We start from the raw sequence: 19,472 nt of genomic DNA, 5'->3' as shown, positions 1-19,472 counted from the left end.
TTCCGACACGTCAACCGGGCGGTCGGCGCGATCACTTCTTGGTGCGGCGACTGCCGCCATGCCAGTCTTCCTGCACGCCGACATCGTCGACATCGACACCGAACGCCTTCAGCTGCGGCTTCTCACGCAGGCTCCGCTTGAGCTCGGCGAACCCCGGGAATCCGGCCAGGCCGATCACGTGGTCCCAGAGCACCACCGCGTCCTCGTCACTCGGAAGTCGGCTGATGACCGGCCCGAAGAAGGCGACTCCGTCCGGCGGCTGGAAATGGATGATGGGTGTGCCGACGTCCCGGCCGGTCAGGGATAGCGCCTCGTCGGTCTCGGCCTGGATCTCGGCGTCGAAGCTCGCATCGTCGAGCGCGGCGAGGTGCTGTGCGGGGAGCCCGAGTTCGGTGAGGATCGGGCCGAGGAAGTCCGCGGTACCGCGATGATCACGTCCGTCGACCGTGTACGTGCCGGTGTGTTGGTCGAAGATGCGGGTGCCGAAGGCGGCATAGAGCGCATCCAACGGCTCGCGACCGTGCTCCCGTCGGATGCTCGCCGCCGCCCGCAGCAGGCGCAGGCCGGCGCCGTGACCCGCTTCGTACTCGGGTGGGAAGTGGGCGTCGTAGTCGATATGGGCGTTGAGGAGCCGGAGCGAGATGAACCGCCAGTCGACGGTGTAGTCGCGTTGTGCCTGCACCTTGCGCACCCATTTGCTGGTCATCCACGCGAACGGGCATACCGGGTCGAAATAGAAGTTGATGTCGGCGTCGGCCATCGTGTCATCGTCCTTCGGTTGCCGTGGGCCTACCGGTGCGGGTAGCGCACTTTCGACGATAGCGCCGGGTGTCGATGACCGGCCGGTGCGGACCGCAGCGGGCCTCGGCGACGTTCACGTCCAAGCGTGCAGGCACACACCAGTGGACTCCAAGTGATCTCCAAGCGCTGTCGGACACCCTCGTCGGTGAGCACATCGAACCCGAGGAGTACGCCATGGCCGTCCTGTCGCCGACCCGATCGCACGCCGGTCCGCCGTCGCGGTGGTCACGCCCGTGGCACGGAGTTCTGGACGCCATGGAGATGGCGGTTCCGCAGCTGCTGATTCTCGGACTGGTCGCCTTCGCGGGCGCCGAAACTGCTGCGCCGCACGACGGTTCTCTGGACCAGCCGCCGCGGGTGGTGGTCGTCGAGGCGCGGTGACCGATCTGGGGCCGACGACGGTGGTTTGACGAGCGCGGCACGACTAACCTCGAGGTATGTCGCGGGAAGCGCCGCCTCAGGAGGTGCGTTTCTGCCGCAGCGCGGACGGCACCAGGATCGCCTACGCCATCCATGGCGCCGGACCTCCACTCCTGCTCACCACCTGCTGGCTCAGCCATCTGGAGTTCGATTGGGAAAGCCCTGTCTGGCGACATTTCCTGCTGGATCTCGGTGAATTGGCGACCGTCGTACGCTACGACGAGCGCGGATGTGGGATATCGGACTGGGACGTGGACGACTTCGGTCTGGATGCGCGGGTTGCCGATCTCGAGGCGGTGATCGAGTCTGCCGGACTCGACCGATGCGCAATGGTCGGGATGTCCCAGGGCGGACCGGTCGCCATCACCTATGCGACGCGCCATCCGGAGCGCATCAGCCGGCTGATCCTCTACGGCACACACGCCGCGTTTTGTCGTGACGACGACGCCACCGAGCTCGAGCACACGTTTCGGCAGCTGATCAAGGTCGGCTGGGCGAGGCCGGACAGCACATTTCGGCGGGTCTTCACCCAACTGCTGATCCCCGGGGCAACCGATGAACAAGCCTGCTGGCTCGACGATCTGCAGGCCCGGGCCACATCCACCGACAACGCTCTGCATTCGCGCGCCGCGCGCTGGACCGTCGACGTGTCGGCATTGCTGAGCGAGATCACCCAGCCCGCGTTGGTGATCCATGCCCGCGGTGATCGCATGTCTCCGTTCGCCGAAGGTCGCCGACTCGCCGCGGCGATACCGGACGCCCGGCTGGTGACCCTCGACAGTGACAATCACATCACCCTCGCCGACGAGAGCGCCTGGCCAGTGTTCGTCGCCGAAGTGCGCAACTTCCTTGCGGCAGAATCGGTCACCGCGCCGAGTACGCCGACGGCACTGCGCAGCCTCAGCGATCGCGAGCGCGACGTCCTGCGGCTCGTCGGACACGGGCTCGACAACGCCGAGATCGCCCGGGAACTTTCGCTGTCCATCCGCACGGTCGAGCGGCACCTCAGTAGCATCTACCTGAAACTCGGCCTGGCAGGTCGATCGGCGCGAGCGGCGGCGGTCGCGCGCCTGTTGAGCAACTGACCTGCGTGTCGACCGCCATAGAGGCGATGTCGGTGCCGGGAAACATGGCGGTCGGCACCGATTTCCGGGGCTGTGACGCTCACTAACGTCCTGGTTGTCACAACGACAACCCGAGGAGGACGACATGAGTACCAACAAGGCCGCCATCAGTCTCACCACTGGGCTCGAAGACCCGGAGAAGGTGACGGTGGCATTTCTGGTCGCGGTCGGCGCAGCCGAAAGCGGTCGTCCCACAACGATATTCCTGACCAAGGAAGCGGTTCGGCTTGCTGTGAAGGGCGTCGCGGTGGCCACGGCCTGTGTGGGCTGTCCGCCGTTGGAGGATCTGATGGAACGCTACGAGAGCGCCGGTGGGCGCTACCTCGTCTGTCCCATCTGTGTGAATTCGAAGGGAATCGACCCGTCCGGCTTCATCCCGGGTGCCGAGATGGGTGGCACCGTCCAGTTGTGGGAGTGGATCGGCGACGGCGCGACGACGTTCAGTTATTGAAGCGTGTCCGAGGGCGACGGCGCGGCGTGGCCGCGCGCTCCGTTCTGCTAGTTCCCCGCGTCGGAACTTCGTTGAGGATCTCGGCGCCCATGCGGCTCCGCTGGGCCGGAACCGGCTCTGCGCGTTGCCGCATCGAAGAGTGACCAGACCTCGCGCTTCTCATGCTCGAGGTCGGCGCCTTCGCGGATGCGCACGAGCGCGGCGTCCAGCCCCGCCCGGATGGTCGCCGACGTCACCGCGGGGTCGAGACGGCGGAAGTCGCCCGACCGGATACCGGCGATCAGGATGTCCTCCACATCCGTCATCTCCGTTCGATGCTCGACTCGATCGGAGCGAGGCATGTCCGGCGAGCGGTAGATGGCCGACAATGCGGTCATCTCGGTAGGGTATGCGCCGTAGAAGTCGATGCTCCCGGTGATGAACTCGCGCAACGATTCACGTGGCGTCGATGCCGACTGGACACGGTTCTCGAGTACCTCGCGGGCACGGTCGTAGACGTAGGTGACCACGCCGGCGAGCAACGATGGACGATCCCGGAAGTGATAGGTGACCACCCCGCGCGTCACTCCGGCCGCCTCGGCGATACGCGAGATGGTCGCGCGCTCGGTGCCGACGTCGGCGATCACGCCGATCGCGGTCTCGATCAGCTGGGCGCGACGTGCCCGATGGATGAACGTGTCGTTGTCGACGCGGCTGGACGGCATGAGCTCTCCGGTCGGTCAGAGCCAGAAACTGCACTGGTGATCGGCAGCGAAGTCGACGTCGCGGGTCGCCGACGTCCCGAACTGCAGTGCATCGGTGGGGTCCTCGTCGACCGGTCCAATGTCGGCGTCGTCGGCGATGCGTGGTGTCCCGTCGTGCGCGAACGAGGTCCAGTACGCGATCATCTGGTCGGCGACCTCCCGTTGTCGCGGCGTCCTGAGCAGATTGTGTCCGGCGAGATCAAAGTAGTACGGCGTATCCGTCGCGTGAGCGGCACCCTGGGGGATGGTGTTGATCTGGTTCACGTTCGGTGCCGTCTCGTCGGCGAATTCGTAGAGGTGGGTCGGTGCGTGCTTCGACATCAGACGAGAACCCTGGAGGGTCGGACAGGCCCACACCGCATCGGTGGTGACCCTCGACCACGCGAGACCCGCGCTGGGGAAGTGGTCCAGGGGATAGCGGGCCAGCACCTCGGGCGCCCGCGCGCCGAACGCGGTCCTGATCAGGTGCGGGTAGTTGGCCGGTGTCACGGCGTCGGGTTGCGCGGCGAGGAGGCCGCCGACGAATGAACGCTGCTCATCATGGTTCCCGCCGGTGATCACCGGGATCTGTTGCTGATCACCGTCGCGGAGCGCTTGCGCGGGATCTCGGGGTAGCAGGTCGGTGCCGTAGGTGAGATTGTCGGCGAAGTCCTGGTCGACGGTGAGGAGCCGGTCGACCGGAAGGCCGCGCAGGCATGCGATTGCGTCGGCACCGGAACACCCCAACTGCTCTGCGGCTGCGACACTGGTGGCCTGGTTGTCGGCACGCGAGGCGTAGGGCGTGTGCGCGGGGACCCCGGGATAGAGGGTGCCGTCGGGCCAGCGCAGCATGCACGAGCCCGACGCGAGGATCATCTTGTCCACCAGGCCTGTTGTCTTCGGCGAGGTGAGCGCCGCGCACGCCGACATCGCGCCCGCGGACTCGCCGAACACGGTCACGTTGTCGGGGTCGCCACCGAATTCCGTTGCGTTGGCGTGCACCCAGCGCAGGCTTTCGAGCTGATCGGCCAGACCGAAGTCGCCGCCGCCGGCCATCCCGGGCATGCCCAGGTAGCCGAACACCCCGAGTCGGTAGTTGGCCGTCACGACGATGACGTTGCCCCGGTCCGCGAGCCGCTGCGCGTCATAGGTGCTTGCCGCGCCGGTCGTGTAGCCGCCGCCATGCCACCAGACCATGACCGGCAACTGCGTGTCGGCGTCGGTCTGACGGGGTGTGGTGACGTTGAGGGTGAGGCAGTCCTCCGTTGGCGCGGCATGATCGCCGGGTATCGGCACACTCTGTGGGCATGGGCTGCCCGGGTGGGTCGCATCGACCGGGGCCTCGGGTGTGTGCACGGGTTCGGGTAGTGCCCACCTGCGTTGCCCGATGGGTGGTTCGGCATAGGGCACGCCGAGGAATGTCCGGCCGGTATCGGTGGCGGTGCCGATCAGATACCCGCTGGTGGTCGGCACATCGAGAGAGGTGGGATCGGCGTCCGATCCGGCAGGCGTTGTGGTGCAACCTCCGACGCCGAGTACCGCCGCGATCAGTAGCGATGCTGTTCGTCGGGAGGCTTTCGTGTCGGTGATGGTGCGTTTCGGCCTCATGGATTGACAGTGTAGGCAAAAATTTCTCGTCTGTGGGAAATTCATCTGTCGGGTTCGATGCCGGGTCCTGAGAAGGCGTGATCATGAGCGTGCCGCGCGGCGCTCGAAGTGGTGGTCGACGCCGCGGTCACGGAGTACAAACGAGGGATGAGTGACGCCGCTGTCATCGAGATCGGTCGTGAGCACAACCCGTTCGGTCAGGACGGAGTCGTCCGGGACGACGCGGGCGTCCCCCGATATGCGGATATTCCGGCAACGCTCATCGACGTCCTGCGTGAGCGCGTCGAGACCGCGCCGGAGGATGAGGCCGTGGTGGAACTCGGCGGTCGCCGATTGACCTACGCCGAGCTGTGGGATGAGGCGGGACGCGTGGCGGGTGGACTGCGTGATCGCGGAGTGACGAACGGCGATCGGGTCGCGCTGCGGTATGCGGCAGGTGTCCAGTGGGCGCTGGCATTCTGGGGCACGCTGCTGGCCGGAGGGGTGGTGGTCGCCGTGAACACGCGGATGACCGAACCCGAGGTGGCGTTTGTTCTTGACGACGCCGGCGTCAGGGTCGACCTCGCCCCGGACATGCCGTTGCCGACGGGGGATCCGTACGCGGTGGACGGCCTCACCGCAGGTGACGTCGCGGCGTTCTTCTACACCTCGGGCACCACCGGCCGTCCGAAGGGGGTTCCCACCACGCACGAGGCGTTCATCACCAACGCCGAGAACATGATTCGTTGCATGGGCATCGGCCGCGATCTCGGGCCGTCGATGCGGACACTGATCTCGGTCCCGCTGTTCCACGTGACCGGATGCAACTCGCAGTTCCTCGTCGCCACCTACGTGGGTGGTACCGCCGTGATCATGCCGCAGCTCGACGTGGCCGCGCTGCCCGAGGTACTCACTGCCGAGCGGATCGGCTACATGGTGACGGTCCCCGCCGTCTACGCACTGCTCCTGCGTCATCCGGCCTTTGCGGATGCGGACGTGTCGGGTGTCCGTTCGGTGGGTTACGGCGGCGCGCCGATCGCGCCGGCACTCGTGCAGCAGCTGCAGAAGGCGTTCGGCCAGGCAACTGTGATGAACGGCTACGGGATGACCGAATCCGCCTCCCTGATCACCGTTCTGCCCGATGCCGACGCGGTGGAGCATGCCGACTCGGTCGGCTACGCCGTGCCGTCGGTCGACATCGGCATCGTGCCGATCTCCGATGACCCGAGCATCGGCGAACTCGTCGTTCGCGGCGGCAACGTCACCGCAGGCTATTGGCAACGGCCGGACGCCGACGCGGCCACCATCGTCGACGGATGGCTGCACACCGGGGACGTCGTCCGCGTCGACGACGCCGGACGCGTCCACATCGTCGACCGGATCAAGGACATCATCAACCGCGGCGGGGAGAACGTGTCGAGCATCGAGGTCGAGGCCGTCCTGTTGTCGGCGCCCGGTGTCGTGGATGCCGCGGTGGTGCCGGTGCCCGACGATGTGATGGGGGAGAAGGTCGGCGCGATACTGGTGTCCGAGTCGGGCGACCTCGACCTCGACGCCGTGCTGGACCACTGCCGAAAGAGCCTCGCCGACTTCAAGATCCCCCAATTCGCATCCGTGTCGAAGGAGGCGCTGCCGCGCAATGCGGGTGGGAAGCTGCTGAAGAACAAGATCCGGGAACAGGCGCAGTGGGGTGGTCCGCTGCGCTAGTGCCGTACGTCGGCTGGCCGTTTCAGAGCTATCGGTCGGCTCTCGTCGGAAGTCCGGCGCCGCGGTGTGCGAGCGCGGACTCACACTGGCGTCAGTTCACCGCGTAGGACGTCATCGACAGCGACCCGTACGAGCATCCGTCGACGAGGACCGTGGTCGCCGCGTCGCCGTCGGAGGACGCGGCGGCCTTCAGGCCGGCCAGGTAAACCGACGGCAGGAAGTGATCGGGCGTCGGGACGGCTTTCGCGTAGTCGCGGTGTCCGGCCAGGGCCGGGTAGGCGGTGGGATCGCCGAGCATGGCCTCGCGGGCGGCGTCGTCGAAACGTTGGGCCCAGTCGTAGCCGTTCTCGGGCAGCGCGAAGTCGACGGCACGCAGGTTGTGCACGATGTTGCCGCTGCCGAGGATCAGCACCCCGGAGTCGCGTAGCGGTGCGAGTCGGGTGCCGAGGTCGAAGTGATAGCCCAGATCGCGCTCACCGTTGATGCTCAGCTGGACGATCGGGATGTCGGCGTCCGGAAACGCATGGGCGAGAACGGACCAGGCGCCGTGGTCGATACCCCAGCTGTCGGTGTCGCTGCCCACCCAGGTCGGCTTGACGACCTCGGCCACCTCGCCCGCGAGGTCCGGCAAACCCGGTGCCGGATAGTCGAACTCGAACAGTTCGCGCGGGAATCCGTAGAAGTCATGGATGGTGCGTGGCCGGGACATCGCGGTCACGGCGGTGGCGTTGATGTACCAGTGGGCGCTGATCACCAGGATGGCCCGCGGCCGCGGGACGGACCGGCCGAACTCCGCCCACGCCTGGGTGTAGCGATTGTGCTCGATCGCATTCATCGGACTGCCGTGACCGAGGAAGGCGAACGGCATCGTCGATGGTGGGTGTGTGGCGGTCATGGAGGTCCTTCGGATGTCACGAACTATTTTCAATGAATCTTCATTTAAATTGATCGTACGGCAAGGTCCATGAAAGTTCAACAAGTTGTTACGCTGAGGCCCATGGCGCTCACTCCGGCCGAACAACGGGCCTTTCGCGGGTTCCTGACGGTGTCCATGCTGCTCGACGATGCTCTCGACGCTCAGCTTCGTCGCGACAGCGGGCTCACCCATTCGCAGTACATGATCCTGTTCCGCCTCTCCGAGGCCGCTGATCGGACCATCGGGATGAGGCGCCTGGTGGTGCTCGCGCAGAGCGAGCAGAGCCGTATGTCGCACTCGGTGACCGCGATGGAGCGTCGCGGGTGGGTTCGGCGGACGAAGTCGCCGTCGAGCCCCGATCGGCGCGCGGTGTCGGTGACGCTCACCGATGCCGGCATGGAGGTGGTACGGTCGGCGGCGCCGCGCCACAGCGACGAGGCGCACCGACTGATCTTCGATGCGCTCGATGCCGAGCAGCTCGCCGATCTGAACTCGGTGATCGACCGCGTCCTGCCGCACATGGCAGCTCTGGGGCTCGACCTACCCTCCCCGGAGGAGGACCCGATCATGTGGGAGGGTCGGGTGGATCCGCGGTCAGTCGACTCGGCGCATCCTGGTTGAGCTTCTCGCGCCGGGCGGTCGACGCCGCACACGAGGTTGCGTCGTGTGATTCCCACGCAACCCGCCCCGCCCCGCAATCGCGGCGGATACGGTGAGGTGACACACGCACGCCTTGCGCGACGTGGCCGGGTGGTCTTGTGAGCAAGGAGGATTGATGCCGACAATCCCGCACGGTAACCTCGTCGTGAGCCTTCCCGACGAGTGGTCGGCCGAGGACGTCACCATCGACGAGGTCCCCGGCGACGATCCGCTCGTCGCCTCGCTCGCGGCATCCGACGAGATTCGAGTCACCCACGCCGTCACGGTCTCGGTGTCGCCGAATGTGGTTCTGGCCACCGAGGCGACAGGTAGGCCGGAATCTGTTGTGACCGTCCGCTCCTCGAATCCACACGACGTGCTGTTGTACGAGCGGGATGGGTGCTTCTGGTGGTCGACGTCGAGCGGTGACCCGATCGATGCCGAACACATCAGCGGAGTGCGAACACTTGCGACGTTTTCGCCCGCGGCGCCGCCAGAGGTGTCTGCGCTCCGGTCGGCCGATCGCGCGGACGCCGGTGGTGGCCTGCGCGTGCTCGCGTTCCATCTGCCCGACGCCGGGGACATCGTGCGCTTCGTCGAATCCAAGGTCGTGAAGCCGGGTTTGGTGAGCATCACCCACGTCGATCCCCGGACCTGGAGACAGCTGCCGCCGGAAGACTTCCGGCTGGCGCGAACCGGCGCGAGAGTTCTTCTCCTGGTGCACGGCACGTTCGCCACCACCACAACCGGATTCGGCCTGATCGGTGGTGGGTTGAACAACACCGTTGTGGCCACGGCGCTGGAGCGCTATGACGCGGTGATCGGTTTCACCCACCGGACACTCAGTGAGGACCCGGAACAGAACGGGCAGGAATTGGTCGCGCTCCTGGGTCGGCTGAATGTCGACACCGTCGACGTCGACATCCTCACCCACAGTCGAGGTGCGCTCGTCGCACGCAGTGCCATCGAGCTGGTGGGTATGCCCGGGAAGATCGTCATGGGCAAGCTCGTCATGGTTGCCGGCCCGAACGATGGGACCCTGTTGGCGCGCAAGGAGAACTGGTCGACACTGTTCGACCTGTACACGACGCTCGCCGTCGGCGTCGCCCGGCAATTCGGCGGGCCCATCGTGGCCGAGGCGACGCGGGTGGTGGTGACCCTCGTACTCGGGCCTGTGCGAGCGCTCATCACCACGGCGGTGAGTGAAGATCAGATACCCGGCCTCGCCGCGATGGTGCCGGGGTCGGATTTTCTCCGGCGCCTCAATCGGATTCAGCCTCGCCCCGGCGGGTCGGTCTACCTGACCGTGGTCACGGACTTCGAGCCCTCGGCGGTGACAATTCCGCAGGAGCCGGCCCTCGGACTGCTCGAACGGCTGGCCGACGACGTCGTCGACCCGTTGATGGGAGAGGCGAACGATCTGGTGGTGAACACGACATCGATGTCGCTCGTCGACGGGTCGCAGATCCCGCCGCCCGAGATGAACTTCGTTCCGCGATCGTCGGGCACCGAGCACGTCACGTACTTTGTCGTCGACGAATCGATCGCGATCATCGACTCACTGATCGGCTGAGACCACAGCACGCGACCCCGCTCATCAGTGGGAGCGGGGTCGCGTACCGGGTGGACCATCTGATCAGTCGCCGACCGAGACCTGCTGTGGTTGCGTGGGCTGCGCGCCGGCAGTTGCGTACGGCTCATCGCTCGTCGGCGCACCACCGGACCTGCTCAACCGTCGGCCCAGTACCGAGTGCCGCCGGCCGTAGACGAGGTAGATGATGATGCCCAGCACCATCCAGACCGCAAAGCGAATCCAGGTCTCCACCGACAGATTGATCATCAGCCAGACACATGCGGCGATGGCGAGACCGGGCACGATCGGGCTGCCGGGGACCCGGAAGCCTCGCTTGAGGTCGGGTCGGGTGCGGCGCAGAACGATCACGCCGGCGCACACCAGTACGAAAGCGAAGAGCGTGCCGATGTTGACCATCTGCTCGAGCGTCTCGATCGGGAAGAGTGCGGCGATGACGGCGACGACCACTCCCACGATCATGGTGATGCGGATCGGGTTGCCGGACTTGTTCGTTGCGCCCCACGGGCGCGGAACGAGTCCGTCACGCGACATCGCGAACAGGACCCGCGTCTGTCCGAGCATCATCACCATCACGACGGTCGTGAGTCCGGCGAGGGCGCCGACGTTGATCGCGGTCTGGGCCCACGTGATGCCGTGATACTCGAACGCCGTGGCCAGTGTCGCGCTGCCGTCTCCGACCAGGGGGCTTCCGGTGCGCAGCTGCTGGTAGTTGACCATGCCCGTCAGGACGACGGTCACAGCGACGTAGAGGACCGTGACGATCGCGAGCGACCCGAGAATGCCGCGCGGAATGGACTTCTGAGGATTCTTGGTCTCCTCGGCAGTGGTGGCCACGACATCGAATCCGATGAACGCGAAGAACAGCATGCTCGCTGCCGCCAGCAGGCCGTACCAACCGTAGTTGCTGCCGTCTGAACCACTGAGCACCGAGAACAGTGTCTGGTGCAGGCCGGCCCCGCCGCCGGTTGTCGCTTCGCCTGCCGGGACGAACGGGTGGTAGTTGTCGGCGTTGATGAAGAAGGCGCCGACCACGATGACCAGCAATACCACCGCCACCTTGATGGCGGTGATGATCGCTGACACCCGGGATGACAGTTTCACGCCGAAGGCGAGGGTCAGGGTGATCGCGCCGATGATTAGCACCGCACCCCAGTCGAGGCTGACGCCACCGATTTTGATGGTCGTCGCGGCGCCGAGGAAATCGGCGAGGTAGAGCGACCAGCCCTTGGCCACAACCGAACTGGCCAAGGCGAACTCGAGGACCAGATCCCACCCGATGATCCAGGCGATGAACTCGCCGAACGTCGCGTACGAGAACGTGTATGCGCTACCCGCGACGGGGACGGTCGAGGCGAACTCCGCGTAGCAGAGGGCCGCCAGGCCGCAGGCGACGGCGGCGAGGACGAAGGCCAGGGAGACCGATGGTCCCGCCATGTCACCGGCTGTGCGTGCGGTCAGGGTGAAGATGCCGGCGCCGATCACGACGGCGACGCCGAAGGTCGTCAGATCGCGGGTGGTCAGGTCCTTGCGTAACCGACTTCGTGGCTCGTCGGTCTCGGCGATCGATTGCTCGACCGACTTCGTCCGCCATATGCCAGTTCCCGGCATGCTTTCTCCTCAATGCGAGTTCGATTCGCGCAGTGCGCATCTGGCTGCCGACGCGCACGCACGGGTGGTCTGGCGGGTCAAGCGGATAGGTTCCGCGGGCGGTGCCCTCGCCCCGTCAGTCGCGTGTCGGCAGTGCTCGCTATGCAAGCAGTGTGATCTGGAACACGCCAGTCATCGGAGCGAAATCGAGGCGAAGACGCAAAATTTGTCGCGCTGTCCCCGTTTGCCGACGGATCTTTGCGTCGGGGCGGCCATTTCGAGGGTGGGCGCTCCCCGGTGGTCGAGCTGGCCCCGCTCCCTGAGCAGCGACCGCCTCCCCGCTCCCTGACGGGCTGCTGCCGCTCTCTGGGCGGCGACCGCCTCCCGCGAGCTTGAGCTCACCCCGCTCCCTGAGCGGCGACCGCCTCCCGCGAGCTTGAGCTCACCCCGCCCCCTGAGGAGCCTCGCGAGGAACGAGCGAAGCGTCACGAAGGGGCCGCTTCTCAGCAGCGAGCTTGCGAGTTCACCGCGCTCCCTGGGGAGCGAGCGTGCGAGTTCACCGCGCTCCCTGGGGAGCGAGCGTGCGAGCCCACCCCGCTCCCTGAGGAGCGAGCTGGCGAGCTCACCCCGCTCCCTGAGGAGCGAGCGTGCGAGCCCACCCCGCTCCCTGAGGAGCGAGCTTGCGAGCGTCACGAAGGGGCGCCCTTCGTGACGCATCCTCGCAGGCTCGGAGGCTCCTCAGGGATCGGGTGGTGGCGTTTGCGGGCTTGGAGGTTCCTCGGGGATCGGGTGGTGGCGTTTGCGGGCTTGGAGGTTCCTCGGGGATCGGGTGGTGGCGTTTGCGGGCTTGGAGGTTCCTCGGGGATCGGTGTGGTGGCGTTTGCAGGCTCGGAGGCTCCTCAGGGATCGGGTACTCGGAGGCTCGTCGCTCAGGGATCTCAGATCGGTGTGGTGGCGTTTGCGGGCTCGAAGGTTCCTCGGGGATCGGGTGGTGGTGTTTGCGGGCTCGGAGGTTCCTCGGGGATCGGGTGGTGGCGTTCGCGTCTCCACCCACCGTCGCGGCTCGCCCCTATCGATGCCAGGAACCGAGGACGATCATCGTCTTCGTGCCGGTGGCCTTGCCGCCACGTCGGAGATGGTTGATGACCTGTTGCAGATGGCTGTGATCGCGAGCGCGCACCTTGACCAGCATGTCCGGGTCGCCGGCAATGGTGTACACGGCCTCGACCTCGGGGATCTCGGTCATCGCCTGCATCATCTCGTCCGGCTGGGAGGTGCCCACGTAGCGAACCTCGGTGAAGGCCTGCACCGGCCAGCCGAGTGCGGTCTGGTCGATCGTTGCGGTGAACCCGGTGATCACGCGCTGCGCGCGGAGACGGTCGACACGTCGTTTGGTGGCCGCGACCGACAGATTGACGCGAGCAGCCAGATCCGAGAAGGTGGCGCGACCCTCCTCGGACAGCAGTGCCAGCAGGGCCAGATCAACGTCGTCGAGATCGACCATGCGCAACAATTTATCGAACTGGTCGCATTCGCGGCAAAGATTTGCGTATTGCCGGCCAGTTGACGCGAACTCCTTGTGTGGCCTGTCGAAGGGGTCATAGCGTCCTGCGCCATGACGACAACCATCGCCGCAAACGACCTGCACAACGAACTCCATGAACGCGACTTCGAACAGCTCGTCCTGTGTCGGGACCCCGAAGCAGGCCTGGAATCGATTATCGCCGTGCATGATACGACCCTCGGGCCGTCCCTCGGCGGCGTGCGGATGCGCCAGTACCCGTCCCGCGCGGCGGCTGTGGCAGATGCGATGGACCTCGCTCAGGCGATGACCTACAAGGCCGCGCTGGCGGGGGTGCCGCTCGGCGGTGGCAAGAGCGTGATCAACGCGGACCCGCGCGTCGCGAATCGTGACGAAGTGCTGGTCGCACATGCCAAATATATTGCGGCGCTGAATGGTCGATACATTCCGGCGTTGGACATGGGCACGTCGGTGCGCGACCTGGAACTGATCGGACGCCATGTGCCGGTGGTGTCGGCTCAGCGCGGCGATCCGTCCTACTTCACTGCCCGCGGTGTGGTGCGCGGTATCGAGGTCGCTCTCGAGGCGTGCGACGGAAAGGCGGTCGCCGGTAGTCGTGTGGCGATCCAGGGGCTCGGCAATGTCGGGTTCCACGTTGCCCGGATGCTGTCCGATGCGGGCGCCGAGGTGATCGGAGCCGACATCGATCCGGCCCGGGTGCGGCGCGGTGTCGACGAGCTCGGGATCACCGGGGCCGACCTCGCCGAGGTTCTGTTCGCCGAGGTCGATGTGGTGGCTCCCTGCGCGGGCGGCGGCGTGATCGACGAACCGGCGGTCTCGCGGTTGCGGACCTCCGCGCTGGTCGGCGCGGCGAACAACATGCTCAGCGAAGACCGGCTCGCTCGGGATCTGCACGAACGAGGCATCGTCCACGTGCCGGACTTCGTCGCCAATGCCGGCGGACTCATCGCGGTGGAGGCCGAACTCCGCGACGATGAGCACGGCCTCGAAGAGCGTGTGGATGCCATCGCGGACACCGTCCGCGAGGTCCTGAACCGATCCGCGGTGACCGGAGTCGATGTCGTCAGCGTGGCGCTGTCGATGGCCAAGGAGATCGTCGAGGCCAAGCGCAAGTACCGGCCGTATTTCCGAGCGTCCTAGCCGCCGACCGTCACGCGTCACCGGGACTGATGGCGGAATCGCCGGATCGTGGGTCGGATGCCGATATGCTCGCCACGATTCTCCAGAACCGCTGCTATCGAAGGTGACGCGTGATGACCGAACCGCTTCTTGTGGATGTGCGAGACACCGTCGCACTCGTGACCCTCAATCGGCCGGACGCGCGCAACGCGTTGAGTCTGGATCTCGCCCGAGGGCTGAGTTCCGCACTGCGTCAACTCGACGCGGACCCGGCCGTCCGGGTCATCGTGCTCACCGGCGCAGATCCGGCTTTCTGCGCGGGACTGGATCTCAAGAGCTTGGCCGCCGATGGCCCGGACTATCTCGATGCCGTTCACGAGGCGAACTGCATCCGTCTCGTCGGTGAGCTCGCCACCCCGGTTGTCGGTGCCGTCAACGGCGCGGCGTTCACCGGCGGGCTCGAGATCGCACTCGGTTGCGATTTCCTGATCGCCGGTGAACGCGCCGTGTTCGCCGACACCCACGCCCGGGTGGGCGTGTTGCCCGGCGGCGGGATGACCGTTCGACTGCCCGACCGTGTCGGGCCCGGCTGGGCGCGACGGATGTCCTTCACCGGAGAGGTCGTCGACGCACAACTCGCGCTGCGTATCGGGCTGGTGACCGAGGTCGTCGCTCACGACGGCTTGGTGGATCGTGCCCTGGAGGTTGCGCACCGGATCGCCGACACCGACGGTGGGATACTCCGTTCGGTGAAACAGATCTACGACGCCGGATGGGGCGCCACAACCGGGGCCGCTCTCGCCGTCGAAGGCGACCTCGCTGCGGCCAGCGCACCGAACTGGGCGGCACTGGAGTCGAATCGGCGCAACGTCATGGTCCGTAACCGCGCTCAGCTGTGACGAGAAGTGTTGTGGTTATCGGGTCGACAACCGCGAAGCTGCTCAACCTGTTCGCGCGCAAGGCGCCGAGGCTACTGGAGGACATGCTCCGGGAGGCGGGTGTCGAGTACTCCAAGGGGCTGATCCGGCTGCGGTCGCACATCGTCGTCGACGGGAATCTGTACACCGGGCAGAATCCCGGGTCGTCGGAGGAGTTGGCGAATCGGATCGTCACAGACGTGGCCGGCGCCGCGCAGCGCTGAACCCCTGGCGGCGCCGGCCGGATGCCTAGACGGCGTCTTTCCCCTCGTCGAGTTTGACCGCGAGCACCGGGATCGGGCTGCGCAGGATCAGTCGTTGGCTGATCGAACCGAGTACCGCCTTTCCGACGGCGCTGCGGCGCTTGACACCCACCACCAGACGGCTGGGCTGGAACCGGTCAATCTCGTGCAGGACGGCGTCGACGGGGTCGCGTTCGTCACGGCCGAGTCGATCCACAACCGTGATGGCGGTGTCGGTGACGATCTCGGATGCATCGAGTGTGGTGAGGGTGAGGTTGACGGCGACGACGTCGGTGTCGAACCGACGCGCTTCGGTGACGGCCTCGTGCAGAGCGTGGGCGCCTTCAGCGGTATCGGTCACGGCGACGATGATGCTCATGGTGACTCCTTGAGGTGGATGTGCGGTGTCAGCGAAAATCGCCGCGGGCGAACGATTCTTCGAGTTCTTCGAGTGACCGGTGGCTGGTGTTGGGCAGCGTCTTGTAGGTCAGGAACGTCATGATCGCGCACACCACGAAGAACACGGTGTAGGTCCCGGTGATCCCGCCGATGGAAACCAGAGTGGGGAAAGCCTGTCCCACAATGGCGTTGGTGGACCATCCGATCAGAACCGACACCCCCATACCGAACCCGCGCATCCGCAACGGGAACAATTCCGACAGACACACCCACACCGGGATGTTCAGCGTTGTCTGCATGACGAGCACGAAGAGTGCGACGAAACCGAGCACGGCATAGGCCTGCAGCTTGCCATCCGGCACCACCAGGGTGGACGCGACGATCAGGGCGTGACAGATCGTGACACCGATCAGTCCGGAGATGATCAGACGGCGGCGACTGACGCGTTCGATGACCACGAACAGGCAGAGCACACCGCCGACGACCGATGCCACTCCCATGAAGATGTTGGCGATGGGCGCGGCGTTGTCGCTGAATCCGGCGGTCTTGAGAAGGTCGGTGCCGTAGTACATGACGGAGTTGATGCCGGTCAGCTGTTGGCCGACGGCGATGATGACACCGGCCAACAGGATGCGCCGCACCCACGGGATGGCGAGGTCGGCGATACCACCGGTCTGCGATTCGCGCTCTTCTTCGGCGAGTTCTTCGACCTCGGCCATCTCGGCGCGGGCGCGATCTTGGGTGCGTACCTGCGAGAGCACTGCGAGTGCTTCGTCGTCGCGGCCCTTGGAGATGAGCCAGCGTGGGGATTCGGGCATCCGGAGCATACCGATGAACATGCAGACCGCGGGGATCGCACAGACCGCGAGCATGATCCGCCACACACCGTCGTGTTCGCCCCACACCGCGTGGATGATGGCGTTGACGACGAACGCTGCGAGTTGACCGATCACGATGGCCAGGTCGTTGCGCCCGGAGAGAGTGCCGCGACGTTCGGCGGGCGCCAGCTCGGACAGGTAGATCGGCACGGTGACCGATGCACCGCCGACGGCGAGGCCGAGGATGAATCGGGCCGGCAGCAGGAGTTCGAGGCTGGGGGCGGCGACTGCGCCGAGGGTTCCGAAGAAGAAGATGATCGACAGGATGATCATGGTCTTGCGGCGGCCGAGGACGTCGCTCATCCGGCCGCAGAGCACCGAGCCGATCGCGGCACCGACGAGCAGGGTGCTGACCACCAGCCCTTCGGTGACGGCGGTGAGGCCGAGTTGCCGGCTCATCGGCTCGAGTGCGCCGTTGAGCACGCCGGTGTCGTAGCCGAAGAGCAGGCCGCCGAACGTGGCCACGACCGCGATGAGGTCCATGCGGCGTTGGTGCGGTCCGGGACGCAAGGGTGGCAGCGCTACTCCGCTTGCCGTGAGAGAGGGGGCGGTGTTGGACATGAGTTTCTCCTGCCGGGTCGGATGCTTCCGGTTCCCGGTTGTGGGCTGTTTGCAGAGAGGTGGTTACTTCTGTAGTGGTGCAGTCTGTTTCAGTTGTGTCGGGGGTCAGAGGTCAGCGGTCAGAGGTCAGCGGTCAGAGGTCAGAGGTCAGCGGTCGGAGGTCAGCGGTCAGGGGCGAGCACGATGTCGAAGCGAGCGCGGGCCCAGTCAGATCCGTTCAGGTCGCGGCCGTCGGGTGTGGGTGTGCCCGGGCCCTGTGGCACGAAGTCCTTGACGAGCGATTCCTTGACGCCGAAGACGGTGTCGGAGGTGAGCAGTTCGTCGCCACGGACGAAGATGTGGGTGACAAGTGTGCGCCGCCCCGGGGCCGACACCATGAAATGCAGATGTGAGGCCCGCATCGGCGAGCGTCCGGTCGCGGCGAGCATTCTGCCCACTGGGCCGTCGTGAGGGATGGGGTACGGCGTCGGGGTCAGTCCCCAGAATCGGAAGCCGCCTTCGTCGTCGCTGAACAGATGTGCTCGACCGCTGACGCGATCGTCGCCGTACTGGACGTCGTAGAAGCCGTCGTCGTCGGCTTCCCACACCTCGATCCGGGCGTTCGGGACGGGCGCACCGTCGAGGTCGCGGACGGTGCCCTCGACCCAGCACGGTTGGCCCGTTGCACCGCCGGCGATGTCGCCGCCGTTGTCGATGCGTGGAGCGTCGTCGACGAAGAAGGGCCCGAAGACGGTCGCCTCGGTGGCGTCGCCGACCGCCTCGTTGTTGACATTGATGGTCTGCATGGATGCCCCGAGCACATCGGACAACAGAATGAACTCCTGTCGGCGGTCGTCGGTGATGTTGCCGACCTCGGTGAGGAACTCGATTGCCGTGTTCCACTCGGATTCGGTCAGTCGCACTTCCCGGATGAACGCATGGGTATGACGCACGAGAGCCTGCATCAGATAGGTCAGACGTGGATCTTTGCACTCGGCGAAGGACTGCAGGACGTTGCGGGTCAGTCGCTCTTCGACCGCGTCCTGCTCAGGGCCGGGAGTCGGAATGGCGGTGGTGTGGGCGGCAACGGTGTCGGTCATGGTGATCTCGATCATGGTCGTGGGGCGGATGGTGGTCAGTGGCCGGCCGGGCGATCGCCGGCCCAGGCCGCGCGCAGCAGTTCTCGGACCGCAGCAGGAGTGACGGGCCGCGGGTTTCCGTACGGGCGGGCGGTCACCTCGTCGACGATGCGGTCGATGTCGTCCTCGGTCATGCCGAGTTCGGCCAGGGAGGCGGGTGCCCCCAGTTCGCGCGACAGCCGCCAGATCCGCGACGACGGTGCGCCGTTGCCGGGCAGCGCACGGCACAGCGCAGCAACTGCGGCGGGCGCTTCGGGTTCGTTGAAGGCCAGCGCGTGCGGAAGGACCACCGTGTGTGTTTCGGCGTGCGGCAGATTCAGCGTCCCGCCGAGCGCGTGGCACAGCTTGTGGTGCAGCGACATCGTCGTGGCGCCCAAGGTGGCGCCGCACAGCCAGGCGCCGTAGAGGGCTTCGCTGCGCGCATCGAGGCCGGTGGGATCGGCGACCACCCCGGGCAGCGACGCGGCCAGTGCGCGGACGCCTTCCTCGGCGAGCAACGACACGATGGGACTCGTATCGGGTGCATAGAGGCCCTCGACGGCGTGCGCCATCGCGTTGAACGCACTGGTGACCGACATGGCGGCGGGCAGTGTCGTGGTCAATTCCGGGTCGTAGACGACGCTGCGGGGCAGGACTGCCTGGTCCCGTCCGGTCTCCTTGCGGCCGTCGGTGGTCAAGCCCCAGACCGGCGTCATCTCCGAGCCGGCGTAGGTGGTCGGTACGGCGATGATCGGCAATCCGTGTTTGAGGGCGATCGCCTTGCCGAGGCCGATGGCCGAGCCGCCGCCGACGGTGACACAACCGTCCGCACCGAGGTCGGCCGCGGTGGCGGTGGCCTTTTCGGCGACCTCGGCCGGAACGTGCATGACGGCGTGCGGGTACAGACCGACACTGCGGTCACCCAACAGGTCCGCAATCTGCTGCGCGACATCGTCCTGCCCGGGCGAACACAGCACCAGCACGCGCCGGAGCCCGAGATGGTCGAGCTCCTCGGCCAGCAGGCGGCGGGCACCGGGGCCGAAGCGGACCCTCATCGGAAGCGATTGATAAATGAAGTCGTAGGTCATCGACGTGACCCCTCCTGCAGATTGTTCGGGAGATGTACTCTCATACAATGGACGAGGTGTTCGCACAGTACCACGGTTCT

General features: G+C 66.2%; 19 protein-coding genes. 9 read left to right on the top strand and 10 right to left on the bottom strand.

What is annotated here, in order from left to right; translation table 11 throughout:
- Positions 1 to 31: 31 nt before the first annotated feature.
- The gene (locus tag ACVT6V_RS28850) at positions 32 to 760 is read right to left on the bottom strand and encodes a mycothiol-dependent nitroreductase Rv2466c family protein (RefSeq protein WP_489897474.1); all 729 of its coding nucleotides are present in this window, start codon (positions 758 to 760) and stop codon (positions 32 to 34) included.
- 68 nt (positions 761 to 828) lie between these two features.
- Between ACVT6V_RS28850 and ACVT6V_RS28845 the strand changes: the two genes are divergently transcribed.
- The 3 genes from ACVT6V_RS28845 (at position 829) to ACVT6V_RS28835 (ending at position 2,796) form a co-directional block, all read left to right on the top strand.
- Positions 829 to 1,182 (top strand): hypothetical protein, encoded by a 354-nt coding sequence (locus ACVT6V_RS28845; protein ID WP_489897473.1) that lies wholly within the window; start codon positions 829 to 831, stop codon positions 1,180 to 1,182.
- A 56-nt stretch (positions 1,183 to 1,238) separates the two neighbouring features.
- Positions 1,239 to 2,306, top strand: a complete 1,068-nt coding sequence (locus ACVT6V_RS28840; RefSeq protein WP_489897472.1) for an alpha/beta fold hydrolase — start codon at positions 1,239 to 1,241, stop codon at positions 2,304 to 2,306.
- A 124-nt stretch (positions 2,307 to 2,430) separates the two neighbouring features.
- Complete coding sequence (locus ACVT6V_RS28835) at positions 2,431 to 2,796, top strand: DsrE family protein (RefSeq protein ID WP_489897471.1); 366 nt, start codon at positions 2,431 to 2,433, stop codon at positions 2,794 to 2,796.
- A gap of 47 nt (positions 2,797 to 2,843) precedes the next feature.
- Here the strand turns inward: ACVT6V_RS28835 and ACVT6V_RS28830 are convergent, their stop codons facing one another.
- Both ACVT6V_RS28830 and ACVT6V_RS28825 read right to left on the bottom strand, forming a co-directional pair.
- On the bottom strand, positions 2,844 to 3,500 hold the full coding sequence (locus tag ACVT6V_RS28830) for a TetR/AcrR family transcriptional regulator (RefSeq protein WP_489897470.1): 657 nt from the start codon (positions 3,498 to 3,500) through the stop codon (positions 2,844 to 2,846).
- Positions 3,501 to 3,515: 15 nt separating this feature from the next.
- Positions 3,516 to 5,126 carry a carboxylesterase/lipase family protein gene (locus tag ACVT6V_RS28825; protein ID WP_489897469.1) on the bottom strand — a complete coding sequence of 537 codons (1,611 nt, stop codon included), beginning with the start codon at positions 5,124 to 5,126 and terminating at the stop codon, positions 3,516 to 3,518.
- Positions 5,127 to 5,273: 147 nt separating this feature from the next.
- Here ACVT6V_RS28825 and ACVT6V_RS28820 point away from each other — a divergent pair, with 147 nt between their 5' ends.
- Positions 5,274 to 6,812: a class I adenylate-forming enzyme family protein gene (locus ACVT6V_RS28820; protein WP_489897468.1), complete on the top strand. Its 1,539-nt coding sequence runs from the start codon at positions 5,274 to 5,276 to the stop codon at positions 6,810 to 6,812.
- Positions 6,813 to 6,903: 91 nt separating this feature from the next.
- Here ACVT6V_RS28820 and ygiD read toward each other — a convergent pair whose 3' ends face one another.
- Complete coding sequence (ygiD, locus tag ACVT6V_RS28815) at positions 6,904 to 7,707, bottom strand: 4,5-DOPA-extradiol-dioxygenase (protein WP_489897467.1); 804 nt, start codon at positions 7,705 to 7,707, stop codon at positions 6,904 to 6,906.
- 102 nt (positions 7,708 to 7,809) lie between these two features.
- Here ygiD and ACVT6V_RS28810 point away from each other — a divergent pair, with 102 nt between their 5' ends.
- A complete protein-coding gene (locus ACVT6V_RS28810; protein WP_489897466.1) occupies positions 7,810 to 8,349 on the top strand; it encodes a MarR family winged helix-turn-helix transcriptional regulator in 540 nt (179 codons plus the stop codon).
- 154 nt (positions 8,350 to 8,503) lie between these two features.
- A complete protein-coding gene (locus tag ACVT6V_RS28805) occupies positions 8,504 to 9,940 on the top strand; it encodes an esterase/lipase family protein (protein ID WP_489897465.1) in 1,437 nt (478 codons plus the stop codon).
- A 63-nt stretch (positions 9,941 to 10,003) separates the two neighbouring features.
- On the opposite strand, the gene ACVT6V_RS28800 is transcribed toward ACVT6V_RS28805, so the two are convergent.
- Both ACVT6V_RS28800 and ACVT6V_RS28795 read right to left on the bottom strand, forming a co-directional pair.
- Positions 10,004 to 11,569 carry an amino acid permease gene (locus ACVT6V_RS28800; protein ID WP_489897464.1) on the bottom strand — a complete coding sequence of 522 codons (1,566 nt, stop codon included), beginning with the start codon at positions 11,567 to 11,569 and terminating at the stop codon, positions 10,004 to 10,006.
- Positions 11,570 to 12,617: 1,048 nt separating this feature from the next.
- A complete protein-coding gene (locus ACVT6V_RS28795; RefSeq protein WP_489897463.1) occupies positions 12,618 to 13,052 on the bottom strand; it encodes an Lrp/AsnC family transcriptional regulator in 435 nt (144 codons plus the stop codon).
- Positions 13,053 to 13,163: 111 nt separating this feature from the next.
- Between ACVT6V_RS28795 and ACVT6V_RS28790 the strand changes: the two genes are divergently transcribed.
- The 3 genes from ACVT6V_RS28790 (at position 13,164) to ACVT6V_RS28780 (ending at position 15,351) form a co-directional block, all read left to right on the top strand.
- On the top strand, positions 13,164 to 14,231 hold the full coding sequence (locus tag ACVT6V_RS28790; protein ID WP_489897462.1) for a Glu/Leu/Phe/Val family dehydrogenase: 1,068 nt from the start codon (positions 13,164 to 13,166) through the stop codon (positions 14,229 to 14,231).
- Positions 14,232 to 14,344: 113 nt separating this feature from the next.
- Entirely contained in the window at positions 14,345 to 15,109 is a 765-nt protein-coding gene (locus ACVT6V_RS28785) for an enoyl-CoA hydratase (RefSeq protein WP_489897461.1), read from the top strand.
- Positions 15,110 to 15,120: 11 nt separating this feature from the next.
- Positions 15,121 to 15,351, top strand: coding sequence for a hypothetical protein (locus ACVT6V_RS28780; protein WP_489897460.1), 231 nt, complete (start codon positions 15,121 to 15,123; stop codon positions 15,349 to 15,351).
- Positions 15,352 to 15,376: 25 nt separating this feature from the next.
- Here ACVT6V_RS28780 and ACVT6V_RS28775 read toward each other — a convergent pair whose 3' ends face one another.
- The 4 genes from ACVT6V_RS28775 to ACVT6V_RS28760 form a co-directional block, all read right to left on the bottom strand.
- Positions 15,377 to 15,748 (bottom strand): universal stress protein, encoded by a 372-nt coding sequence (locus ACVT6V_RS28775; RefSeq protein ID WP_489897459.1) that lies wholly within the window; start codon positions 15,746 to 15,748, stop codon positions 15,377 to 15,379.
- Between the two features lie 28 nt (positions 15,749 to 15,776).
- Positions 15,777 to 17,207: a sugar porter family MFS transporter gene (locus ACVT6V_RS28770; protein WP_489897458.1), complete on the bottom strand. Its 1,431-nt coding sequence runs from the start codon at positions 17,205 to 17,207 to the stop codon at positions 15,777 to 15,779.
- A gap of 161 nt (positions 17,208 to 17,368) precedes the next feature.
- Entirely contained in the window at positions 17,369 to 18,286 is a 918-nt protein-coding gene (locus tag ACVT6V_RS28765; RefSeq protein WP_489901055.1) for an intradiol ring-cleavage dioxygenase, read from the bottom strand.
- A 35-nt stretch (positions 18,287 to 18,321) separates the two neighbouring features.
- A complete protein-coding gene (locus tag ACVT6V_RS28760; protein ID WP_489897457.1) occupies positions 18,322 to 19,392 on the bottom strand; it encodes a maleylacetate reductase in 1,071 nt (356 codons plus the stop codon).
- Between the last annotated feature and the right edge of the window lie 80 nt (positions 19,393 to 19,472).

The organism is Gordonia sp. LMA167, assembly GCF_058130025.1.
The sequence above is the reverse complement of the archived record's forward strand: the minus strand, read 5'-3'. Positions and strand labels throughout refer to the sequence as shown.

What these genes read in the sequence shown, in the direction of transcription:
- ygiD (WP_489897467.1), bottom strand. Translation starts at nt 7,707, where the DNA reads ATGACCGCCACACACCCACCATCGACGATGCCGTTCGCCTTCCTCGGT.
- ACVT6V_RS28765 (WP_489901055.1), bottom strand. Translation starts at nt 18,286, where the DNA reads ATGACCGACACCGTTGCCGCCCACACCACCGCCATTCCGACTCCCGGC.
- ACVT6V_RS28805 (WP_489897465.1), top strand. Translation starts at nt 8,504, where the DNA reads ATGCCGACAATCCCGCACGGTAACCTCGTCGTGAGCCTTCCCGACGAG.
- ACVT6V_RS28770 (WP_489897458.1), bottom strand. Translation starts at nt 17,207, where the DNA reads ATGTCCAACACCGCCCCCTCTCTCACGGCAAGCGGAGTAGCGCTGCCA.
- ACVT6V_RS28760 (WP_489897457.1), bottom strand. Translation starts at nt 19,392, where the DNA reads ATGACCTACGACTTCATTTATCAATCGCTTCCGATGAGGGTCCGCTTC.
- ACVT6V_RS28850 (WP_489897474.1), bottom strand. Translation starts at nt 760, where the DNA reads ATGGCCGACGCCGACATCAACTTCTATTTCGACCCGGTATGCCCGTTC.
- ACVT6V_RS28775 (WP_489897459.1), bottom strand. Translation starts at nt 15,748, where the DNA reads ATGAGCATCATCGTCGCCGTGACCGATACCGCTGAAGGCGCCCACGCT.
- ACVT6V_RS28790 (WP_489897462.1), top strand. Translation starts at nt 13,164, where the DNA reads ATGACGACAACCATCGCCGCAAACGACCTGCACAACGAACTCCATGAA.
- ACVT6V_RS28810 (WP_489897466.1), top strand. Translation starts at nt 7,810, where the DNA reads ATGGCGCTCACTCCGGCCGAACAACGGGCCTTTCGCGGGTTCCTGACG.
- ACVT6V_RS28795 (WP_489897463.1), bottom strand. Translation starts at nt 13,052, where the DNA reads ATGGTCGATCTCGACGACGTTGATCTGGCCCTGCTGGCACTGCTGTCC.
- ACVT6V_RS28800 (WP_489897464.1), bottom strand. Translation starts at nt 11,569, where the DNA reads ATGCCGGGAACTGGCATATGGCGGACGAAGTCGGTCGAGCAATCGATC.
- ACVT6V_RS28825 (WP_489897469.1), bottom strand. Translation starts at nt 5,126, where the DNA reads ATGAGGCCGAAACGCACCATCACCGACACGAAAGCCTCCCGACGAACA.
- ACVT6V_RS28830 (WP_489897470.1), bottom strand. Translation starts at nt 3,500, where the DNA reads ATGCCGTCCAGCCGCGTCGACAACGACACGTTCATCCATCGGGCACGT.
- ACVT6V_RS28840 (WP_489897472.1), top strand. Translation starts at nt 1,239, where the DNA reads ATGTCGCGGGAAGCGCCGCCTCAGGAGGTGCGTTTCTGCCGCAGCGCG.
- ACVT6V_RS28820 (WP_489897468.1), top strand. Translation starts at nt 5,274, where the DNA reads ATGAGTGACGCCGCTGTCATCGAGATCGGTCGTGAGCACAACCCGTTC.
- ACVT6V_RS28785 (WP_489897461.1), top strand. Translation starts at nt 14,345, where the DNA reads ATGACCGAACCGCTTCTTGTGGATGTGCGAGACACCGTCGCACTCGTG.
- ACVT6V_RS28835 (WP_489897471.1), top strand. Translation starts at nt 2,431, where the DNA reads ATGAGTACCAACAAGGCCGCCATCAGTCTCACCACTGGGCTCGAAGAC.